Raw genomic sequence first — 17,545 nt, forward strand, 5'->3', positions numbered from 1 at the left:
TTCGACAGACAGGGAGGCGCCATGCCACACCTCGGAAAGATCACGATATCCAGCGGGGATCCAGCTCCGATGGATGTAGATCATTTGATGGATGCGGTCGCAGCGGCCATCCAGGCAGGATGGGATTCACCGCAGGTCATATCTGAGAATGAGCCAGACGACGAACATGAGGAAGGCGGATCGATCCAGGATTACCGCATCCTGGGGTATCCGGGCGGGGCGATCATCTACGTCTTGCTGGCGGGAGCCGAACTCGAGCAAGCCGCGCTCGCGATTGCCGCGCTCGGCCGTCACCTGGCCACATGGAGCCCTGAACTGCTCGCTTACTCCGTCGCCGAGATAAATGTTTCTCGATACGACGAGCCCTATGACGCTGACAACTGGCTACCCCCATTCGATGACGACGAGCAGCGACCTCGGCCGCACTGGCCACCGGAGGCGCTTCTGGACAAGGACCTTCTGGCGATGAACGCCCGCTACCTCCTTGCCGGTGCCGTTCGGTCACTGTGGGAGCCCGGCCGACGGGTGGGCAGTCCGGCGGTCGATCCATATGACATTGCCGCAGGTGCCGCTGAGCATCCATGGGGAGGTGCTTTCGTTCAAGCTCTGGGGACGCTGCTAATCCGCGCTGCCCGGCTTGACGCGCGGTTGGGTGCTTCCACCAAACTGACCGCCCAGGGGGCGGGGGACCTCGCACTCGCTGCCGACCTGTTGCGCAGAGCTCGCAGAACGGCTCGTGAGAACTCAACGGAAGGTTGGACCGACGACGATATGCGTGGTCACCTGCTTATCGAGGGGTTCATGGAAAAGCATGAACTCGACTGGAACCAAGTCCGCGAGGGCGAGACATCCAGGCAGGTTGACAAGCGCAGTGCCGACCAGCTGAGGCAGCTGCTGTGGGCAGGGTTGAGAACGCTGGCGACACTCGCCTTCCCTCTTGCTCACGTAAGCAATGCTTGGGAACTGCTGAATGATCTGGGCGACGACGATGTTGTGGCGCTTTTGGCCGAGCTGGAGACCGAACGAATTGGCGCGGTCATCGACCATGATCAAGAGCAGCTGGAAAGCGCGGCTGCTGCTCACGCCGCAGTTTGGCTTGCGATCAGCAGACCTGGACTGTTGAACACCGAACAGGGCCGGTGGCTCATCAACATCGTTGTGAGTGACATCGGCACCTTTCATCAGCTCGTGTATTCGGCGCTGGTGATGGCGGGGGCGGGGCCGGCCCGGGCAGCTGTTGACGGCGTTGACATGCCGGCGGCTACACGTGCTGCCATGAGAGAATTCGTGCGTGCGCAGGCGCTGACCGACCCGGATGACGGGAGCTCGTACTCTTTTGATGAGGACGGCGATGCGTATGATGATATGCACCACGCACTTGAAGCGGCTCTCGACGGTGACGGTAATCTCTATGAGTCGGTGCGTGGGATCTTGAATGTTGTCGGTCAGGCAGCCGAGCTGACGTCGACCAAAGTGAACGCGCATCTAGGAAAAGACGGTTATATCTGCACGCCACGTGAACTGGCCAGGGGATTGCTCGAAAGGGCCGGAGAACATGCGTCTATCATTATCAGCGAGGAAGAGCCAGACGATGACGGGAGCGTCCGGCTCAAGGCTTTGTCGATCATTGCCCAGATCACTCCGGACGGGACAGGCGAAATGGCAACAGATTTTCCAGACCTCGTCAGCGACGATCCCCGCAATGAGCCCGCATCTCGGTCGTGGGCACGCCAGTGGATCATAGACGCGCTGGGGGTGGTGCGTAATCATGGCGGCAGCGATCGACAGATTCAGATTAATGGCAGCCCAGACGCCAGGATAGTGATCAACGCCGTCATGGCGAATCAGGAAATGCCTGAGTGGCCAACTCAACGAATGGTCGCCGCATCAGCCGAAGCGGCAGCAAGCCTGCTGCAATCCGCCGCTCTCTCCAGTTTGGCGGCCAAGATCTTCATACAGACATGACATCTCATGGCCGCCGATTGCGTCGAGCGGCAAACAAGGTGAAGACCGGCGCGTACACGCCGCGGGCCTCTGCCTCTTCCGCACCGATCTCCTCCCACCACCGCCACGGCGGTCCGGAGGGTTCCGGGTCCACCGCGTAGGTTCCAGCCTTCATGAGCACGGGAAGTAGTTCGTGGCCGTGCTGCTGATGGGCGTGGGCGGGGAGCGTGACCTGCGACACGGGTATGGTCAGCGAGGCGTCACAGTCCGCACACGTGAACACGATCATGCGCCCTCCCACGTCACGGTGCTTGGATCATCTTGGCGCGGAGCCGGTCTTGAGGGAATCGCTCGGCGCTGATTCGGCGAAAGGCCACGCCGCATCTCACAAGGGATGAGGAATGCTGTACAGCAGTCGATACAGCAACACCGCCTTACAGGATCGCTCTCCACCGACCCGCAACCACCACCTGAGCAGGGCGAGACGCGGCTGACTAGGCATCTGCCTTTCCCTACGGATCAGAAGGTTGGGGTTTCGAGTACCTCCGGCCGCACACATGCAAGAAGGCCCCTGATCAGGCATTACGCCATCAGGGGCCTTCCTGGTTTCTTGATCGCTTGGGCTTCTTGCCAACATCCTTGCTAACAGGGCGTCTTCCTTACTCGCCGACGGCATCCGCGAAGACATCAGCCGCGGAGCGTGATGGACGGATCGGCGTGATCGGGTCGAGCGACGACGTGGACCGGGACACCGGCCAGGAGCACGTCTTCCTACCAGAACGGGAGGTTGGTTCGGCGGTCCTGTACGTCGTCGTAAACCGCACGCAGCCATGGCTCGCGAACCTCCGGCAGTTGTGCCAGCGCGTGGAGGAATATCTCCCGGTCGAGCCGGAACGGGTGAGATGGCGGCGGTGGTGGAGGGTCATCGCGGTAGACGCCGTCGGGTAGCCCGCCCGACGCGGGGTGGAGCCGCCGATTGCGGCTGAAGGCCATGTACGTCCACACATCGGCATCCAGCGGCACCGCCGCCTCCGTGCCGGACGACCATGTCTCCCCGGTCTGCGGGTGCCGTGGAACCAAGGCGATGTGCGTGACCGTGGCGGGCAGGCCCGGTCCGGCCAGAGCCAGGCTCCTCGTCGGCGGCTCGGCCGGGAGCAGGACATCGAGCGCCGGGCGGAACGCTTCGGCGACAGGGCCGTTGGGAACCACGATCCGCGCACCGCCCGACGCGGCCAGCAGGTGGGCCAGCGCCACCGAGGCCGCCGCCTCCCACACCGGGCTCCACGCTCCGATCGGATCAACCGGCGGCCTCTCCGGCTGCTCCCGCAGTTCCTCCCAGCTGAGCACTCGGCGAGCGGGCGCATCGACGTCGAGGAGACGTACGGCGCGCGGGTCCAGCCACACCACCTGCCAGTACCCGCAGTCGTCGATGAGGGTGGCCACGGCACGCCCACACTGCGCGCATGCCAGGTTGGGGCCGTTTCTGCTGTCCAGACCGCAGCAGCGGCCGTCGCATCGCTCCGGAATCAGAACGGTCCCGCGAACGTCGCCCAGCGCGACCGCGATCGCTCCCGGCGGCCCGTACGATAGGGCGAAGACCGGCGCGTACACACCGCGGGCTTCCGCCTCCTCCGCGCCGATCTCCTCCCATCGCCGCCACGGTGGTCCGAAGGGTTCCGGATCCACCGCGTAGGTTCCAGGCTCCATGAGCACGGGAAGTAGTTCGTGGCCGTACTTCTGGTGGGCGTGGGCGGGGAGCGTGACCTGCGACACGGGTAGGGTCAACGAGGCGTCACAGTCCGCGCACGTGAACACGATCATGCGCCCTCCCGTGTCACGGTGCTTGGATCATCTTGGCTCAGAGCCGGTCTTGAGGGAATCGCTCGACGCCGATTCGGCGAAAGCCATGTCGCGCCTCACGAGCGATGAGGAATGCCGTACAGCAGCCGATACAGCAACGCCGCCTTACGGGATCGCCCTCCACCGGCCCGCAACCACCACCTGAGCAGGGCGAGACGCCGCTGACGAGGCATCCGCCCTTCCCTGTGGATCAGAAGGTTGGGGTTTCGAGTACCTCCGGCCGCACATGCAAGAAGGCCCCTGATCAGGCGTTACGCCGTCAGGGGCGGTCACGTCCAGCGGGGTGGTGTGTGAGTTGATCTCCCTGCGATCCTGTTGCCGCAGTTCAAGCCGTAGGTATCTGCAGGAGGGGGTCCTGCGGTGTGTCGCCGACGCATTCGGATTTGCGTCAGATGCCGGGGCTGATGGCCGGTGGGGTCCGGATGACCCGGGCTACGTCAGCGGGCGCGCTGTAGTTCAGGGTGTGCCCGGCGCCCGGCACTTCCACGAACTTTCCCTGAGGAAGCAGGCTGGCGACCCGCCCCGCCCATGCCTGGGGCACGATGAAGTCGTGTGCTCCGCGCATCACCACGGCGGGAGTGCGCACGTGCTGGAGTTTGTCCTCGATTGGGTCGGCGAGGGCGGCGGCGAGTGTGGCGAAGTAGCGGCGCGGGCCGCAGATGAGGTAGTCGCGTGCCAGTACCGGTATGAGGCTGGGACGCTCGAATCTCATGTTCGCAACCAGCCGGGTCCCCTGCCGCCACGCGGAACGCGCGTCCGCGTCCATGGTGGGGCCGATGAGGACGACCGGTCCCAGGAGCTCAGGGGCGTGTGTCGCCAGATCGACGACAACCTGGCAGCCGACGGAGTTGGCCACCAGCGGTGCGCCGCCGCGCCCGGTGGCGCGCAGCCATCCGGCCAGTGCCAGGGACAGGCCACGGATGTTCAGCGGCTCGCGTGGGCCGGGCGTCCGGCCGAATCCCGGTAGGTCGACGGCGACCACCCGCGATGCGGGGACGAGGTGCCGGGCCAGGGGGAGGAAGTAGCGGTGCGAGCAGCCGAGGCCGTGAACGCACACCACCTCGGGCGCGGACGGGGGCCCCAGTACGGCGGCGTGCATGCGCGTCCCCGCGGCAGCGGTGATCTCTCGTCCAGTCCAGCCGGTCAACACGGCAGGCGCCGCGAGCCCATGACAACACCGACCTGGGCGGCCGTCGTAGCGGTCCTGCGCCCGCCGTGCCGGCCGCCGTTCCGTGAACCCGGCCCGTACAGGTTGCCCGACGTGGCGGGCGCCCGCTCCCTCCGGGACAGATCGGTACGGTCGACCTGGGTGGCCGTCATCCGTTCGGTGCGACCGGGAAACATCTTGGACCGCCGTACCAGGGCACGTCCCGCGGAGCCGACGACGACCTTGTCTTTCACCCTCATGCCGATGGCTCCCCGAAATAGAAGATCAAAAGACCTGCCACGGCCCGTTCTCCTTCCCTCCCCCGGAGGTTCGCACCAAAACAGGACCGCCCCGACCCGGGCGCCCCATGCCCGCGCTGCCAGGGGACGTCTGAAAAACCAGGCCGGGGTTCCCCTGAATGCGGACCGGTGCGGCCCGGCCGACAGTCCCAGGACCTCGTAGCCTCGTCTCCCGTCCCGTCCCAGTGGGCGGCGGCTGGGGCTCACCGTACGGCGGGGCCGTGCGCAGGCCGTCGCCGCGGACGTAGATCTGGAGACCCAGGAGAATCGGTCGTTTGGTTTCTCCCGTTCCGTTACTGTCTGCTCGGATACTCGAAGTGAGGGGAGAATCGGATGGACGGCGAGCGCCTGCCCGATGACGTCGTGCTGGGGATGGTGGCCCGCCACCTGGCCGATGCGACGGGCAAGCCCTGGCAGGTCGAGGGGCAGCTGGCCAAGGGGCCTGGGACCGTGGCCGTCACGCTCCGGGAGGACCACACGGACTATCCCGGTCACATCGACCTCGACTTCGTGCTCAACGTCGACCGTCCCGAGAGCACCACGATCGCCGACTGCGTCGCGGGGTACGGCGCCACGACGGAGGAGGCCGTGGACCGCGCGATCCGGACCTGGCTCGGCACCACCGGCAGCGCCGTGCTCGAACTGCTCGAACGGAACGGCACCTTCGCCGTTCACTTCTCCTCCGACGACCCCGAGGGATTTCCGGGCTGGCACGTCATCCACGGTGGCATCATCGGCTGGGGCACCGGGGCCGATCACGAGGCCGGGCAGACCTGGGCCGCGGACAATGTGCTCCTGCCCCACCTGGCGCCCGTCCTGAGCGGAGGGTTCGAACGCGACCACCTGATCGGTGTCAAGGCGCTCTTCGGCGGCGGCCATGACGCCGACGGCCTGGTCGAGACCGCCGAGGTCCGCGTCGACGGTGTCCACCACGAAACGGCCTCACGCGTGCTGGCCGGTCTCGGCTGGCCCCGGCCGGCCGACGGGACGTCCTACACCCGGACGTTCATGCTGCTCGTGCACCGCGAGGACTCCTGACCGGATTCGGAATTCGCATGTCCTGATCAGGCTCTGTCCGCTTCGCCGTGCCTTCGGACGTGACTCGTCCGGCGGTCGCTCGTCGGGCTCTATCCGCGACTGGGATCCCGAGTCGCCGGGGGAAGGTCAAGTTCGGGTCGGCCGCGATGCGGGATGGGCCGGAAGCCCGGGTAGATCTTTACGCGCCATGGGTGCCAAGATCTTGCGCATGAGGAGCTCACTGGTATTCGCGGCATCGGCCTGTGTCCTGCTGGCACCGACAGCCGCGGAAGCGGAGAGCGTGGATCCGGTGGCGGCGGTGAAGCGGCTGATGGCCGGCCAGTTCACCGTCAAGGTGACCGAGGTGGGCAACATCAGCCCCGGTTCGCTCTCGCGGGTGGTCAACAACACCGCCAAATGGTTCCAGTACGACACCAAGCGCGCGGGCTCGATCCAGCTCGGTCGCAAGGGGGTCGTCGCCTCCGACCTCACCAGGCGCGTGATCTTCACGCGAGACGACTCCACCGTCATCCTGAAAGACCTGGTCAGCAAGGGTGATCCCGTTGGCCGGAGCCTCCACGTTCAGAGGGGGGCACACCGTTCCGTGGCGGCGAACGGCAAGCTCTACACCACCGGACCTCTCTACACGAAGGGGCATGGCTGGGCGCTGCGCGGCCCGGTGCACAGCGGGGGAGCCTTCAGCGACCAGATCATCAACGTCTTCGAACCGAAGACGCTGCAGCGGCTGCTGTCCGACACCCACACCAAGAAGCGGGGAGCGGGCCGGCTGAGCGGCATCCCCACGCACAAGTACGTCATGGTCTACGGCGGGACGCTCACCTTCGCCGACCTCTACGCCGCATCGCCCACCTTCCGGGCGACCATCGGACCGGAACTCGATGCCGTCATCGCCAAAGCCACGGTGACGTGGTGGCTGACGACGGATATGGACGGCAGGCCGCTGCTGGTCACCTCCATGTGGGACACCTGGATCGCCGGCCAGCCCTTCCAGCCGAAGCGGGTCCAAGGATCAGCGACGACCGAGTTCCTCTCCTGGCGTTCCGGCGTCACCGTCAAGGCGCCGCGGAAGTTCGTCAGAGTCGATGGCCCGGCAGGCGGCCTCCCCGCGTTCGACGACCCGATGGAGATCATCAAGGAGAGGGAGAAGCGCCAGTAACCGTCGATCGGGGGAGAGCTCCCAGCCGTGACTCGCAGAGCCGAACACCGCGCCGGCGCCAGGCGCGGTGGCCAATCGTGCGAGCCGTTCGCGTACGTCTGACCAGTCGGAGTGTGTCACGTCCGGCACGGTACAAGGGTGAGTGATCCACCCCTGTCCGTCGCGGAACCACGGCATGACGTTGATCACGGAACTGTCGGGGACGTCTGCTTGAGTCGCCCCAGGAACGAGCGCTGAGCGGGCAGGGAGCGGGAATGCGGCGGTCGGAGCGTCTTTGGCACCTCGTCCGGTCCTACGGTATGGGCGAGTGGTTCATGGCCGCCTGGGTGGAGGGTCCGGAGGTGTGGGAGGCCGCTCGGCGCCTGGGAGTGTCGGTCGCGGATGTGGACGACTCGGTCGAGTGCACCTGGGCGGACGTCCTGCGCGGGCGGCCCTCCGACGGCGACGCGGGGATCGTCTGGGCCGGTCGGCTGACGGCGGACTGGACGCAGATCATCCAGTTGCGGGGGTTCGACTGCGAGGGGGCTTTGCGGGAGCTCTCGTACGGCGGGCGGGTGCTGCTGATGCGCTGGGACATCAACGGGCCGCGCGATCTCGAATACGCGGTCGACGGTCACCACGTGACGGGTTTCAGCGTCACCGTCCCCGGCAGGCGCTGGGGAAGTGATCCTCACGCGCTCGACTCCCACGCGCGGGGGTTGCGGTTCGACCTGGACGACTCCGGCTGGGAGAGCGATCCCGAACTGCCGGCGGGATGGCTGGAGTACTGCGCGTGGGAGGAGGCCCGGATGGAGAGCGGACAGGACTACGGGGAGGAGGACATCCCCGACGAGTGGGGGGACTTCATCGGGCTTGTCCACAACGGATACAGCCCGCCCATGGCGACCTGCCTCACGTCGGCCCTGGCGCTCGTCGGCAGGGTGACGGGCAGGGAGATCGACAGGGAGTGGATGAACGGGGCCCACACGCGCTACGTGATCCGCGATCGGCGCGACGGGTAGGCGACGATCCCGCCCTCCTCGTCCCCGTCCTGTTCGTCGTCCTCGCCGAAGCATCCCCCGGCGTCTCGGCGTCATGTGGATCACGGTGATCGTCGCCTGTGCGGCTGCCGTCACACTCGCCGTGATCTTCCGGCCGATCGACGGGAGTTCGACGGCGGAGGATTCAGAACCGACGCGGGATCGCGACCCCGTCGCATCGGTCGATGACGACTACATGACGCGGGTGTGGAATTCGCCCGCGACAACCGCGGCGACGGATAAAGGTGGACGGGTGGTTTCGTTGATCGGATTCGTCATGGGATTCTCTCCGGCATGACCGAACCCGCGGATATCCCGCCTCCCCATATTCCCGGCCCCCAACCTGACGACGACATTGTGTCTGTTCGCATGCTGGGATCTGTCGCGTTGGCCGGCGGTGTCTTTCTGTCCTTCGGCGTCCTGCTCTTCAGTCGTGGGTTCTTGTGGCCGTGGCTCATGAGCCTGTGGCTCACAGCGCTGATCGGGCTTGGACTACGCCTGGAGGCGGCGATTCGCGAGCATGGACGGCGCCGCTGAAATCCCCGCCGCCGCTCCTGAGAGCTTCGAGCCGAGAGTCGGAAGCCGGGCAGGTCATCGGTTTCGCGGGGTACGAGGTCATCGCCGGTGCGGGCGTCGCGGGAAAAGGCTCGTGGGTGCCGGCTCGCCATCCGCGCCCCGCCCCGCCGGGATTCCGTCAGCCGCTCCGCGGAGGGGTGCACGTGATCGGGCCCGGGGCGCCTTCGGCCAGTTGCCCGGTGTACGCGCTGATCTTGTGGGTCACCACGCCGAGAGATTCGGTGAGCTGTTCGATCTGCGCGGTGACCTGGTCCTGGTGTTGCCGCAGGAGGGTCAGCAGGTGCTCCTCGTCGCCCACACCCCGCCTCACGAGGTCCGCGTACCGGCGGATGGCGGGCAGCGGCACGCCGGAGGCGCGCAGGTTGACGCAGAGGTGGAGCCACTCCACGTCCCGGTCGCTGTAGACGCGCCGGCCGCCGGGGCCTCGCCGTACGGGGGCGACCAGGACGCCCTCGCGCTCGTAGAAGCGCAGCGCGTGGACGCTCAGGCCGGTGCGTTCGGCGACCTGCCCGATGCTCAGGCCCGGGTTCGTTTCCGACATGAGGCCAAGGTTAGGGCTTGATCTAGAGTCGGCTCCAGCTCGTATGCTCCGACGCACGCCCATCCCGCCCGGTGCGCGCGGGATCGTCTCCGGCGTTCTCACGATGTTTCGGGGAGCCGATGATGCGTTACCGCCTCATCGGAACGGCGGCCCCGGTTCAGAGGTCCTTTCCGATTGATACTCGAAATGGACAGGCAGGAGCTGATTCGAATATGAGGTACCGCACGATCGGCGGCGATCCGAAGACTCGCCGCGAGGTCAGCGTGCTCAGTCTCGGCGCGATGCTGTTCGGCACCGCCGTCGACGAGGCGACGTCGTTCGCCATTCTTGACCGCTTCGTCGAGGCCGGCGGGAATTTCATCGACACCGCCAACAACTACGCCTACTGGGTCAACGGCACCCAGGGGGGTGAGAGCGAAGCGCTGCTCGGCCGTTGGCGACGCGACCGCGACGTCACGGACGAGATCGTCATCGCCACCAAGCTCGGAGGGCGGCCCAACGCCCCGGCGACCGGCCTCAGCCACGACCTTGAGGGCTTGTCCGCCAAGGTGATCCGGGAGTCCTCGGAGCGAAGCGGGGAACGGCTCGGCGTGGACAGGCTGGACCTCCTGTACGCGCACGTGTACGTCGAAGGTTCCGAAGTGCCGCTGGAGGAGACGGTCGAGGCGTTCGCGGGTCTGGTCCGGGAGGGCGCCGTGGGTCTTCTCGGGGCGAGCAACCACTGGGCCTGGCGACTTGAGCGGGCCCGGAACCTGGCGGCCTCGGCGGGTCTGCCCGGTTACGAGGTCGTGCAGTACCACCACTCCTACCTGCGTCGGCGCACCGATCAGCCGACGCTGCGCTCCAGGGACGGGGACCTCGGCGTGGTCGACGGGAACCTGCTCAGCTACCTGAGGGCCGAGCCCGCACTCACGCCGGTCGCCTACTCGCCCCTGCTGGGCGGCGGTTACGTACGTGAGGACAAGCCGCTCGATGCCGCGCTCGACCACCCGGGCACGCCCCGGCGTCTCGCGGCGCTGCGGGAAGTGGCGCGGGAGACGGGGGCGACGGTCAACCAGGTGGTGCTCGCCTGGCTCATCGGCGGCGATGTCCCGATGATCCCGCTGGTCGGCGCCTCCTCGGTCGCGCAGCTGGAGGAGAGCCTGGCCGCGGTCGACCTGGAGCTGACGGCGGAGCAGCGGGCGAGGCTCGACGCCGCGTACTGACACGCGAGCGCATCGTCGCGCTCCGCCGGGCGCGGTCGCGCGATGTGGGCGACAGCGTGGCTCGGCCGGCGCCCGCGACCCGACTGGCGCCTCGCGGCATTTCGAGGCAGTGCGGTTCGGCTGACGCTTTGCGGCATTTCGAGGCAGTGTGGTTCGGCCGGTGCCTTGCGGCATTTCGAGGCAGTGCGGTTCGACCGCGGCCTTGCGGCACTTCGAGGTAGCACGGTTCGGCCGGTGCCTCGCGGTACTTCTAGGTCGCGACGGCACGCTCGCCGATGGCTCGGACGCGAGCCCTCGTCCCGGTTCGGGCGGCCGGTCATCGGATAATCCAGTCGAAGTGGGCCATGGCCGACCGGAATGATGGCCACATGAAGTTCCGCGATGACAGCGCTCAGCCGCCCCGCCGGGAGATCCTGGTCGAGTTGCACGCCTCGCTCGACCGCCGCTACCGGCCCGAGGACGTCGCCGATCTGGTGCTCCAGGCACTGGCCGGGAAGTTGTCGCGGCGGGAGCGCGTGGTGCTGGAGCGCGCGGCCAAGCACGCCCTGCGCCGGCAGGGCGGGTTCTCCTCGATGTCCACCGACTACGCCCGTCCGGTCGGCGGGGCGCGGCAGGTCGCGGCGGCCACCCGGCTGTTCGGGCGGTCGGTGGAGGTCGACCCCGACGATCCGGAGTCGCTGCTGGAGTTCGCGGCGACCATGGGGCGCGAGATGAGGTGGACGCCCGAGCGCACCGACTTCCTGGCCGACCGGCTGAACCGGGACGCCCGGGAGGCGGCGGGCATGGACGTGACCAAGCGGGAGTACAACCGCCGCTTCCGGCTGCTGCGCAGGCTCGCCGCCAAGGCGGGCACACTCGGCGCCGAGTACGACAAGCGGCGCCTGCTCATGGTGGGCGTCACCGGGTTCGGGGCGGACATCACGCTGGAGAGGTTCGCCGCGGACGTCGACGCGGCGTGCTTCGTGGCGTACTACACCGCGCGGCGCAAGGTACGCCGGGAGTTCAGCCTGTCGGGGCGGGAGAACCCGTTCGACGAGATCGCCTCCATGCTGCTCGACCGGTGCGGGGCCGGCGGCGACTGGTGGATGATCGCCCAGGTGCGGACCGCTCCCGACGTCCTGAAGCGTCTGACCGAGCGGGAGCGGGGGCGGCTGCTGGGCCAGTGGTCGGCGGTCATGCGGCACAGCGCGGAGCTGCTGCGCGGACGCTGGAACCCCGGCACCGAACGCGCGACCATGATCGTCAAACGCGGCGACGACTCCACCACCTGGAACAACCTGGCGGTCGCCTACAACGCGGCTCGCGCGGGCTGGCTGGCCTGCCTGGCCTCGCTGGACGCACTGGACCTGCTGGACGTGGCGTGCCCGGGCAAGGCGATGCGGCTGATGGCCGCCGACCTGGTCAACTGGCACAGCGGCAGCGGCGGTGGCGTCGACCCGAACACGGCTGTGTGGGCGGCGTTGCCGCTGCCGTGGGAGGTCCTGGACGGGAGCGCGGCCTGTGCTCGCGCCGATGTCGAGGCGGCGTGCCGTACGGCGAAGCTGGACCCGGAGCGGTCGGGCTGGACCGTGCCCGCGCCCGGGCGCGGGGTGGCGGTGTTCCGGCCGACGCCCGAGCTGGTGCACGGGGTGAGCATCGCCGACCCGGTCTGGGCCGCCCTGCTCCGGCGGGCGGGGGCGTTCAGCGGCAAGCACGTCAAGCCCGAGATGGCCGACGATGTCCGCCACGGACTGGCCGCCGGGGTGGTCGTCGGCGATCTGCCCGTCCGGGACCACGATCGTTAATTCCGTGGCGCCCGTCGGACGACGTCGGGGAGAATGAGCCCGCGGCCCGCCGTAGTTCAGTGGTAGAACGCCTGGCTCTTCATCCAGGTGGACGCCGGTTCGAGCCCGGTCGGCAGTGGCGTGTGTGATGAGCGTGGCCTCGTCGTAGCTCAGTGGTAGAGCTCCCGGCTCGGGACCGGGTGGACGCCGGTTCGAGCCCGGTCGACGAGGCCACTGCCCACCGGCCCTTCGCCCGGGGCGGTGCGCCGGGTGTGCCGCGGTTCACGTGAACGCCGGTGCGGGACTCGTACGAGGGGACGACGTCGCGCGCGGGCACGGCCTGCTGCCCGCCTGGACGGTCCGCGCCGCCCGCCTGGTCGAACCGGTGGTCGGCGCCGCGGTGATCGCGGCCTGGATCTGGGGAGACCCCGGCCGCCACTTCTGGGTGGCGGCGGCGGTGTGGCACACCGCGCTGGCCGGGTATCTCGCGGTCCTGCTGCGTGTACGGGGCCGGGTGCCGTGTGGTTGCCTGGACGGGGTGAGCCCCGTGTCCCCGTTGAAGATCGCCGTCGGTGGCCTGTGGGCCGCCGCGAGCGTCGTGATGGCGGCGGGAGCGGTCTCCCCTCCGGAGGTCGTGGTCGTCCGCCTCCTGCACCTGGCCGTCGCCGGGTTCGTGGCCCTGCTGGCGGTCGTCGCGGCGTCGGTGTCGTCCGTCTTCCTTCCGAGGAGGATCAGATGACCCGATGGACGCTGATCGCCGCCGCCGCCGTCGCCGTCGCCGCGAGCGGGTTGTCCGCCTGCGCCGCGGGCGGGGAGGCCGCGGGCGGTGGGCCCGTCACCGCCGGGCCCACCATCGCCGGGCCCACCACCGCCGCGCCGACGGCGCGGGTGCTGCTCGACGCGTCGCAACTGCCCGGTGGCCCGTGGACGGCCGAGAGGACCGGCGACGTGCGCTGGGCCGACCTCGACGATGCGCTGGTGCCGTGCGGGAAACGGCTCATCGCCCCGGAGACGGCCCGGGTGCGGTTCCGGGTGTTCGCGTCGGCTGACGGGGTGTCGGTCTCGGAGATCGTGGTCTCCGGTACGGACACCACCCAGACCTTCAAGCGCTTCTACGCCGAGTGCTCCTCCGCGGGGAAGGTGGAGGGGCGGCCCGGCCCGGCCAACGTGGTGCTGCGCGGCGACACGACGGAGGTCGCCGTGTTCACGGACGACCACCTGGTCGTCGTCAGCGGCCCCACGGCCGGAGACGACCTCGGGGCGATCGCCGCCACCGCGCGCGACCAGGCCGCGAAAGCGGGCTGAGACGCCGGGCCGCCGCCGGCAAGCACCGGCATGCGCCCGCATGCGTCCGCATGCGGAGTGAACCGGGCCCCTGTCAGGAGGGCCCGGTTCGGATCCGGATGTCGCTGTCGACGTCGACAGCGACGTCGACAGCGACGTGCTCAGGCCGACGTACTGAGGCCGGTCGGCTTCGAGCGGGTTCGCCGTCGCGGTGACGGCGTCGGCGGTCGCCGTGTTCGCGGACCGGCCGTGAGGAACACGCACGCGGGGAGCGGAGACGGGAGAACCGCGGGCGCACGTCTCACAGGAACCTCCGTCTCACAGGAACCTCCGCCTCAGAGGAACCTCCGTCTCACAGGAACCTCCAGAGGTTGTTGTTCGAGCCGTTGTCGTCGGCGAGCACGACCTGCGCGCCCTGGGCGGTGCCGGCCAGGCCGAGGACCCGGCCGCCGTTGGCGCACTGGACGCGGAAGGTGGCGTTGCCGCCGTAGCGCAGCCGCCAGCGGTGGTCGGCGGCGCCGGTGTCGCCCCACTGCAGGATCCGGGAACCCGCGGCGGTGGCGGCGTTCTCCACCCCCAGCACCTTCTGGCTGTTGGAGTTGCGCAGGCGCAGGTAGCCGCCGGTGTCGACGACGGCCGTCCAGAGGTGGTCGGCGGTGCCGGTGTCGCCCCACTGGACGACGAGCGCGCCGTCGGCGGTGGACATGTTGGTGACCCCGAGCACCATGCCGGTCGCCACGTTCTGGATGCGGCGCGCGCCGTTGGGCACGAACCGCCACTGGTTGTCGGCCGATCCGTTGTCGGGGTCCTGGACCGCCTGGGCGCCGTTGGCGGTGGAGCCGTTCAGGGTGCCCAGCAGCTTGCCGCTGTTGGCGTTGCGAATCTTGGCCGAGCCGTCGCCGACGTCGGTGATCGTCCATCTGTGGTCGGCGGTGCCGTTGTCGCTCCACTGCATGACCCGGGCGTTGTCGGCCGTCGACATGTTCTCGACGCCCAGTACCTTGCCGCTGTTGACGTTGCGGAACCGCAGCCCGTTGCCGTCCACGACCGGCACCCAGTCGTGGTCGGCGGTGCCGTTGTCGGTCCACTGCAGCGCCAGGCCGCCGTCCGCGGTCGACATGTTCTGGATGCCGAGTGCCAGCCCGCTGGCCGCGTTGATCAGCCGGAAGCTCGCCCCGCCGCCCCCGCCCTGTCCCGTGGCGTTCCAGTAGACGACGTAGTTGTGGTTGGAGGCGTCGTAGAACGGGCCCAGGTTAACCGTCGCCCCGTTGGCCGTGGCCGTGAACGTCAGCGCCGAGGTGCTGGTCCGGGTGATCGTCGAGGGGGTCAGTGTCGGCGCCGCCGACAAGGACGTGTTCCCGTAGTTGCCCGACAGCACGACCGGGCCGTAGGTGACGGCCTGGAGGTTCGGGTTGTCGTTGGCGGCTTTCATGATCACTCGCATCGGGAGCCGCACGGTCACCGTGTCGCCCGACGTCCACGACCGGGTGATCGAGGCGTAGGTGCCCGGGGTGGTGGCGACGTCCTGCTGGACGCCGTTGACGCTGATCGTCGCGCCCTGGGTCCAGCCCGGGATGCGGACCTGCATCGTCCATGACCCGCTCACGTTGCCGGTGACCTGCAACGAGGTGGTGTCGCTCACCGGATACGTCGTCGTCTGGGTGACCGTGATGCCGCGCTGCGACCAGTTGAGCGTGGAGGGCGCGAACAGGTTCACGAACAGCGTGGTGCCGTTGTGGTAGTAGATCGAGTCCATCAGCTTGGTGTTGGTCTCGATGCCGGTGCCCTGGCAGCACCACATCGAGTTGTAGTCGGTGCTCCACGTGCCGCCGCCCCAGGCCGGGCCGACGCCTCTCCTGCCGCCGGGGTTGAGCGGGGTGAAGTAGGTGACGTGGCCCCGGCTGTCGGCCGGGTTCTGCTGGCCGAGCAGGTGGTTGACCAGGGCGTTCTCGTAGTAGTCGAAGTAGTCGGCCCGGTTCGGCGACAGCGTCCACAGCTCCCGGGTGAGCTTGAGCATGTTGTAGGTGTTGCAGGCCTCGCCGGTGTCCCTGCTCAGGTACGCGGCGATGGCGTTGGGGGCGCGGAAGTGCTCGGCCTGGCTGTTGGAGCCGTTGGCGTAGGTGTGGGCGTTGATCGTGATGGCCCAGGCGTTGGCGGCGATGTCGCGGTACCGGGTGGTCCCGGTCGCCTTGTACTCCCGTGCGGCACCGATCCACTTGGGCACCTGCGTGTTGGCGTGCCGGCCGTTGAGCTGGTCCTGGTTGGAGGCGAGCGGGTCGAACACCGCGGCGTGGTCGAAGCGCTTCGCGACCGTGAGCCAGCGGGAGTCCCCGGTCATCTGGTACAGGTCGGTGAGCACGGCGTTCATGCCGCCGAACTCGGTGCCCAGCATGGCCTGCATCTGGCTGGAGGACAGGCGGCCGGTCCGGGTGTCCACCCAGCCGGCGAGGGCCAGGAGCACGGTCCTGGCCTGGGTGTTGCCGATGTGCCGCCACACGTCCAGCAGCCCGGCGAGGGTCTTGTGGATGCAGTAGTACGGGACGTTGCCGTTGCTCAGCGTACGGTTCTCGACCGCGGTGATGTCGGACTCGGGGAAGCCCGACAGGTAGCCGGTGGTGAACCCGGCCGCGCCGTTGTTGGCCTGGCACTTGGCCAGCTCGGCGACCATCTGGTTGGCCTTGTCCCGGCAGGTGGTGTCCCCGAGCACGGCGTACGCCTGCGCCCAGGCCGTCAGGAAGTGGCCCTGCATGTGGGACCGGAACGGGAAGCTGGGCGCGTCCCAGCCGCCGTTGGCCGTCGCGCCGTTGGTCGACAGACGGTGGTTGGCGCGGAAGACGTAGAGCAGCCGGTCGACGTCGACGAAGCGCAGGTAGCTGAGGGTGCGGTTCTGGTTGTCCAGCCAGCGGCCGGAGGTCAGCCGGACCTGGCCGAGGTCGAACTCGTAGGCCGAGGCGCCGATCTCGGACCTGACCCACGGGAGCGCGGCCAGGGCGGGGGACGTGCCCACCACCTGGCCGACGGCCGAGAGCGCGGCGGTCGCGCCCGCGGCCCGGAAGAGCTGGCGACGACTTAGGGGCATGGGAAGCTCCTTGGGGTGGGGGGTGCGGTGACCGGCCGAAGCCACTACGGCCGGTCGGCCTTCTCGCGTGGTCGGGCCGTCGGAGCGGCCGGCCACGGCTTCCGGTGCGGAGATGCCGCGCTCAGCGGAAATCGCCGACGATCACATTTTCCCGTGAGGTGACCCGGGACGTCGTGCCCCGGCGGCCGGCGGCCACGGCCGCGCGAAATGTCGGTGGGGGTGGGTGTTCGAGAGGGGAAAGGTATCCGGCGCTCCTCGGCCGGAACGAGGGGGAGAGAGGCGTCGAAGTCTGTTACCGCTAACATTTTCCATCGCAAATCTCCCTGGCCTGCTCCTACGGGGGCGCTGTCGCGGAGTACATCCGACCGTCCGGCCGAGAGTCAACGAGGCGCGAACCCCGTTGACCTGGGCGTGCCGCCGAAATGTTTCCCTGCCTGGACGTTCGTCCGCCGGGAGATCACTTTTCGTGGCCCGCGCATGTGAAAATTTCATAGAATTCACCGGTTGGCAACCATGGGATTCCGGCTGGGCCCGGCCGGCTCCCTCGACGGTGTCCTGACCTGCTTTATGGTGCCGACAGGTGTTAGCGCAAACAGATTTCGTTCGCCCGCACCTCGTCCAGCCGGTTCGGAAT

16 protein-coding genes and 2 tRNA genes are annotated in these 17,545 nt (G+C 68.4%); 12 read left to right on the plus strand and 6 right to left on the minus strand.

Annotation, left to right across the window (positions count from 1 at the left end; all coding sequences use genetic code 11):
- Nucleotides 1–69 precede the first annotated feature (69 nt).
- Nucleotides 70–1,965, plus strand: a complete 1,896-nt coding sequence (locus tag AC5L38_RS25210) for a hypothetical protein (protein WP_495245281.1) — start codon at nucleotides 70–72, stop codon at nucleotides 1,963–1,965.
- A gap of 4 nt (nucleotides 1,966–1,969) precedes the next feature.
- Here the strand turns inward: AC5L38_RS25210 and AC5L38_RS25215 are convergent, their stop codons facing one another.
- The 4 genes from AC5L38_RS25215 to AC5L38_RS25230 all read right to left on the minus strand — a co-directional run bounded on the left by AC5L38_RS25215 (nucleotide 1,970) and on the right by AC5L38_RS25230 (nucleotide 5,211).
- Nucleotides 1,970–2,233 (minus strand): hypothetical protein, encoded by a 264-nt coding sequence (locus tag AC5L38_RS25215; RefSeq protein ID WP_495245282.1) that lies wholly within the window; start codon nucleotides 2,231–2,233, stop codon nucleotides 1,970–1,972.
- 482 nt (nucleotides 2,234–2,715) lie between these two features.
- Entirely contained in the window at nucleotides 2,716–3,765 is a 1,050-nt protein-coding gene (locus AC5L38_RS25220; protein WP_495245283.1) for a hypothetical protein, read from the minus strand.
- A gap of 427 nt (nucleotides 3,766–4,192) precedes the next feature.
- A complete protein-coding gene (locus AC5L38_RS25225) occupies nucleotides 4,193–4,903 on the minus strand; it encodes an alpha/beta fold hydrolase (RefSeq protein WP_495245284.1) in 711 nt (236 codons plus the stop codon).
- A gap of 44 nt (nucleotides 4,904–4,947) precedes the next feature.
- Nucleotides 4,948–5,211: a hypothetical protein gene (locus tag AC5L38_RS25230; RefSeq protein ID WP_495245285.1), complete on the minus strand. Its 264-nt coding sequence runs from the start codon at nucleotides 5,209–5,211 to the stop codon at nucleotides 4,948–4,950.
- 372 nt (nucleotides 5,212–5,583) lie between these two features.
- On the opposite strand from AC5L38_RS25230, the gene AC5L38_RS25235 reads away from it, so the two are divergent.
- From AC5L38_RS25235 to AC5L38_RS25255, 5 genes are all read left to right on the plus strand, one after another.
- Nucleotides 5,584–6,288, plus strand: a complete 705-nt coding sequence (locus AC5L38_RS25235; protein ID WP_495245286.1) for a DUF6348 family protein — start codon at nucleotides 5,584–5,586, stop codon at nucleotides 6,286–6,288.
- A gap of 208 nt (nucleotides 6,289–6,496) precedes the next feature.
- Nucleotides 6,497–7,444, plus strand: coding sequence for a hypothetical protein (locus tag AC5L38_RS25240; RefSeq protein WP_495245287.1), 948 nt, complete (start codon nucleotides 6,497–6,499; stop codon nucleotides 7,442–7,444).
- Nucleotides 7,445–7,743: 299 nt separating this feature from the next.
- Complete coding sequence (locus AC5L38_RS25245) at nucleotides 7,744–8,445, plus strand: DUF6461 domain-containing protein (RefSeq protein ID WP_495245288.1); 702 nt, start codon at nucleotides 7,744–7,746, stop codon at nucleotides 8,443–8,445.
- A 73-nt stretch (nucleotides 8,446–8,518) separates the two neighbouring features.
- Entirely contained in the window at nucleotides 8,519–8,761 is a 243-nt protein-coding gene (locus tag AC5L38_RS25250) for a hypothetical protein (protein WP_495245289.1), read from the plus strand.
- Nucleotides 8,758–9,000, plus strand: a complete 243-nt coding sequence (locus tag AC5L38_RS25255; protein ID WP_495245290.1) for a hypothetical protein — start codon at nucleotides 8,758–8,760, stop codon at nucleotides 8,998–9,000. Before AC5L38_RS25250 ends, AC5L38_RS25255 begins: the two co-directional genes overlap by 4 nt.
- A 157-nt stretch (nucleotides 9,001–9,157) precedes the next feature.
- Here the strand turns inward: AC5L38_RS25255 and AC5L38_RS25260 are convergent, their stop codons facing one another.
- A complete protein-coding gene (locus AC5L38_RS25260) occupies nucleotides 9,158–9,580 on the minus strand; it encodes a MerR family transcriptional regulator (RefSeq protein WP_495245291.1) in 423 nt (140 codons plus the stop codon).
- Nucleotides 9,581–9,792: 212 nt separating this feature from the next.
- Here AC5L38_RS25260 and AC5L38_RS25265 point away from each other — a divergent pair, with 212 nt between their 5' ends.
- From AC5L38_RS25265 to AC5L38_RS25290, 6 genes are all read left to right on the plus strand, one after another.
- On the plus strand, nucleotides 9,793–10,785 hold the full coding sequence (locus AC5L38_RS25265) for an aldo/keto reductase (protein ID WP_495245292.1): 993 nt from the start codon (nucleotides 9,793–9,795) through the stop codon (nucleotides 10,783–10,785).
- Between the two features lie 368 nt (nucleotides 10,786–11,153).
- Entirely contained in the window at nucleotides 11,154–12,569 is a 1,416-nt protein-coding gene (locus AC5L38_RS25270) for a hypothetical protein (protein WP_495245293.1), read from the plus strand.
- Nucleotides 12,570–12,614: 45 nt separating this feature from the next.
- Nucleotides 12,615–12,687: transfer RNA gene (locus AC5L38_RS25275), tRNA-Lys, on the plus strand.
- 20 nt (nucleotides 12,688–12,707) lie between these two features.
- Nucleotides 12,708–12,782, plus strand: a tRNA-Pro gene (locus AC5L38_RS25280).
- A 52-nt stretch (nucleotides 12,783–12,834) separates the two neighbouring features.
- Nucleotides 12,835–13,287, plus strand: a complete 453-nt coding sequence (locus AC5L38_RS25285; protein ID WP_495245294.1) for a MauE/DoxX family redox-associated membrane protein — start codon at nucleotides 12,835–12,837, stop codon at nucleotides 13,285–13,287.
- Nucleotides 13,284–13,853, plus strand: coding sequence for a hypothetical protein (locus tag AC5L38_RS25290; RefSeq protein WP_495245295.1), 570 nt, complete (start codon nucleotides 13,284–13,286; stop codon nucleotides 13,851–13,853). Before AC5L38_RS25285 ends, AC5L38_RS25290 begins: the two co-directional genes overlap by 4 nt.
- 331 nt (nucleotides 13,854–14,184) lie before the next feature.
- Here AC5L38_RS25290 and AC5L38_RS25295 read toward each other — a convergent pair whose 3' ends face one another.
- A complete protein-coding gene (locus AC5L38_RS25295; protein ID WP_495245296.1) occupies nucleotides 14,185–16,911 on the minus strand; it encodes a beta-L-arabinofuranosidase domain-containing protein in 2,727 nt (908 codons plus the stop codon).
- Nucleotides 16,912–17,545: the final 634 nt, after the last annotated feature.

The organism is Streptosporangium nanhuense (genome assembly GCF_059358815.1).

Excerpts from the sequence above, each read along its gene's own strand:
- AC5L38_RS25210 (WP_495245281.1), top strand. The coding sequence starts at position 70 with ATGGATGTAGATCATTTGATGGATGCGGTCGCAGCGGCCATCCAGGCA.
- AC5L38_RS25215 (WP_495245282.1), bottom strand. The coding sequence starts at position 2,233 with ATGATCGTGTTCACGTGTGCGGACTGTGACGCCTCGCTGACCATACCC.
- AC5L38_RS25220 (WP_495245283.1), bottom strand. The coding sequence starts at position 3,765 with ATGATCGTGTTCACGTGCGCGGACTGTGACGCCTCGTTGACCCTACCC.
- AC5L38_RS25225 (WP_495245284.1), bottom strand. The coding sequence starts at position 4,903 with ATGCACGCCGCCGTACTGGGGCCCCCGTCCGCGCCCGAGGTGGTGTGC.
- AC5L38_RS25230 (WP_495245285.1), bottom strand. The coding sequence starts at position 5,211 with ATGAGGGTGAAAGACAAGGTCGTCGTCGGCTCCGCGGGACGTGCCCTG.
- AC5L38_RS25235 (WP_495245286.1), top strand. The coding sequence starts at position 5,584 with ATGGACGGCGAGCGCCTGCCCGATGACGTCGTGCTGGGGATGGTGGCC.
- AC5L38_RS25240 (WP_495245287.1), top strand. The coding sequence starts at position 6,497 with ATGAGGAGCTCACTGGTATTCGCGGCATCGGCCTGTGTCCTGCTGGCA.
- AC5L38_RS25245 (WP_495245288.1), top strand. The coding sequence starts at position 7,744 with ATGGGCGAGTGGTTCATGGCCGCCTGGGTGGAGGGTCCGGAGGTGTGG.
- AC5L38_RS25250 (WP_495245289.1), top strand. The coding sequence starts at position 8,519 with ATGTGGATCACGGTGATCGTCGCCTGTGCGGCTGCCGTCACACTCGCC.
- AC5L38_RS25255 (WP_495245290.1), top strand. The coding sequence starts at position 8,758 with ATGACCGAACCCGCGGATATCCCGCCTCCCCATATTCCCGGCCCCCAA.
- AC5L38_RS25260 (WP_495245291.1), bottom strand. The coding sequence starts at position 9,580 with ATGTCGGAAACGAACCCGGGCCTGAGCATCGGGCAGGTCGCCGAACGC.
- AC5L38_RS25265 (WP_495245292.1), top strand. The coding sequence starts at position 9,793 with ATGAGGTACCGCACGATCGGCGGCGATCCGAAGACTCGCCGCGAGGTC.
- AC5L38_RS25270 (WP_495245293.1), top strand. The coding sequence starts at position 11,154 with ATGAAGTTCCGCGATGACAGCGCTCAGCCGCCCCGCCGGGAGATCCTG.
- AC5L38_RS25290 (WP_495245295.1), top strand. The coding sequence starts at position 13,284 with ATGACCCGATGGACGCTGATCGCCGCCGCCGCCGTCGCCGTCGCCGCG.
- AC5L38_RS25295 (WP_495245296.1), bottom strand. The coding sequence starts at position 16,911 with ATGCCCCTAAGTCGTCGCCAGCTCTTCCGGGCCGCGGGCGCGACCGCC.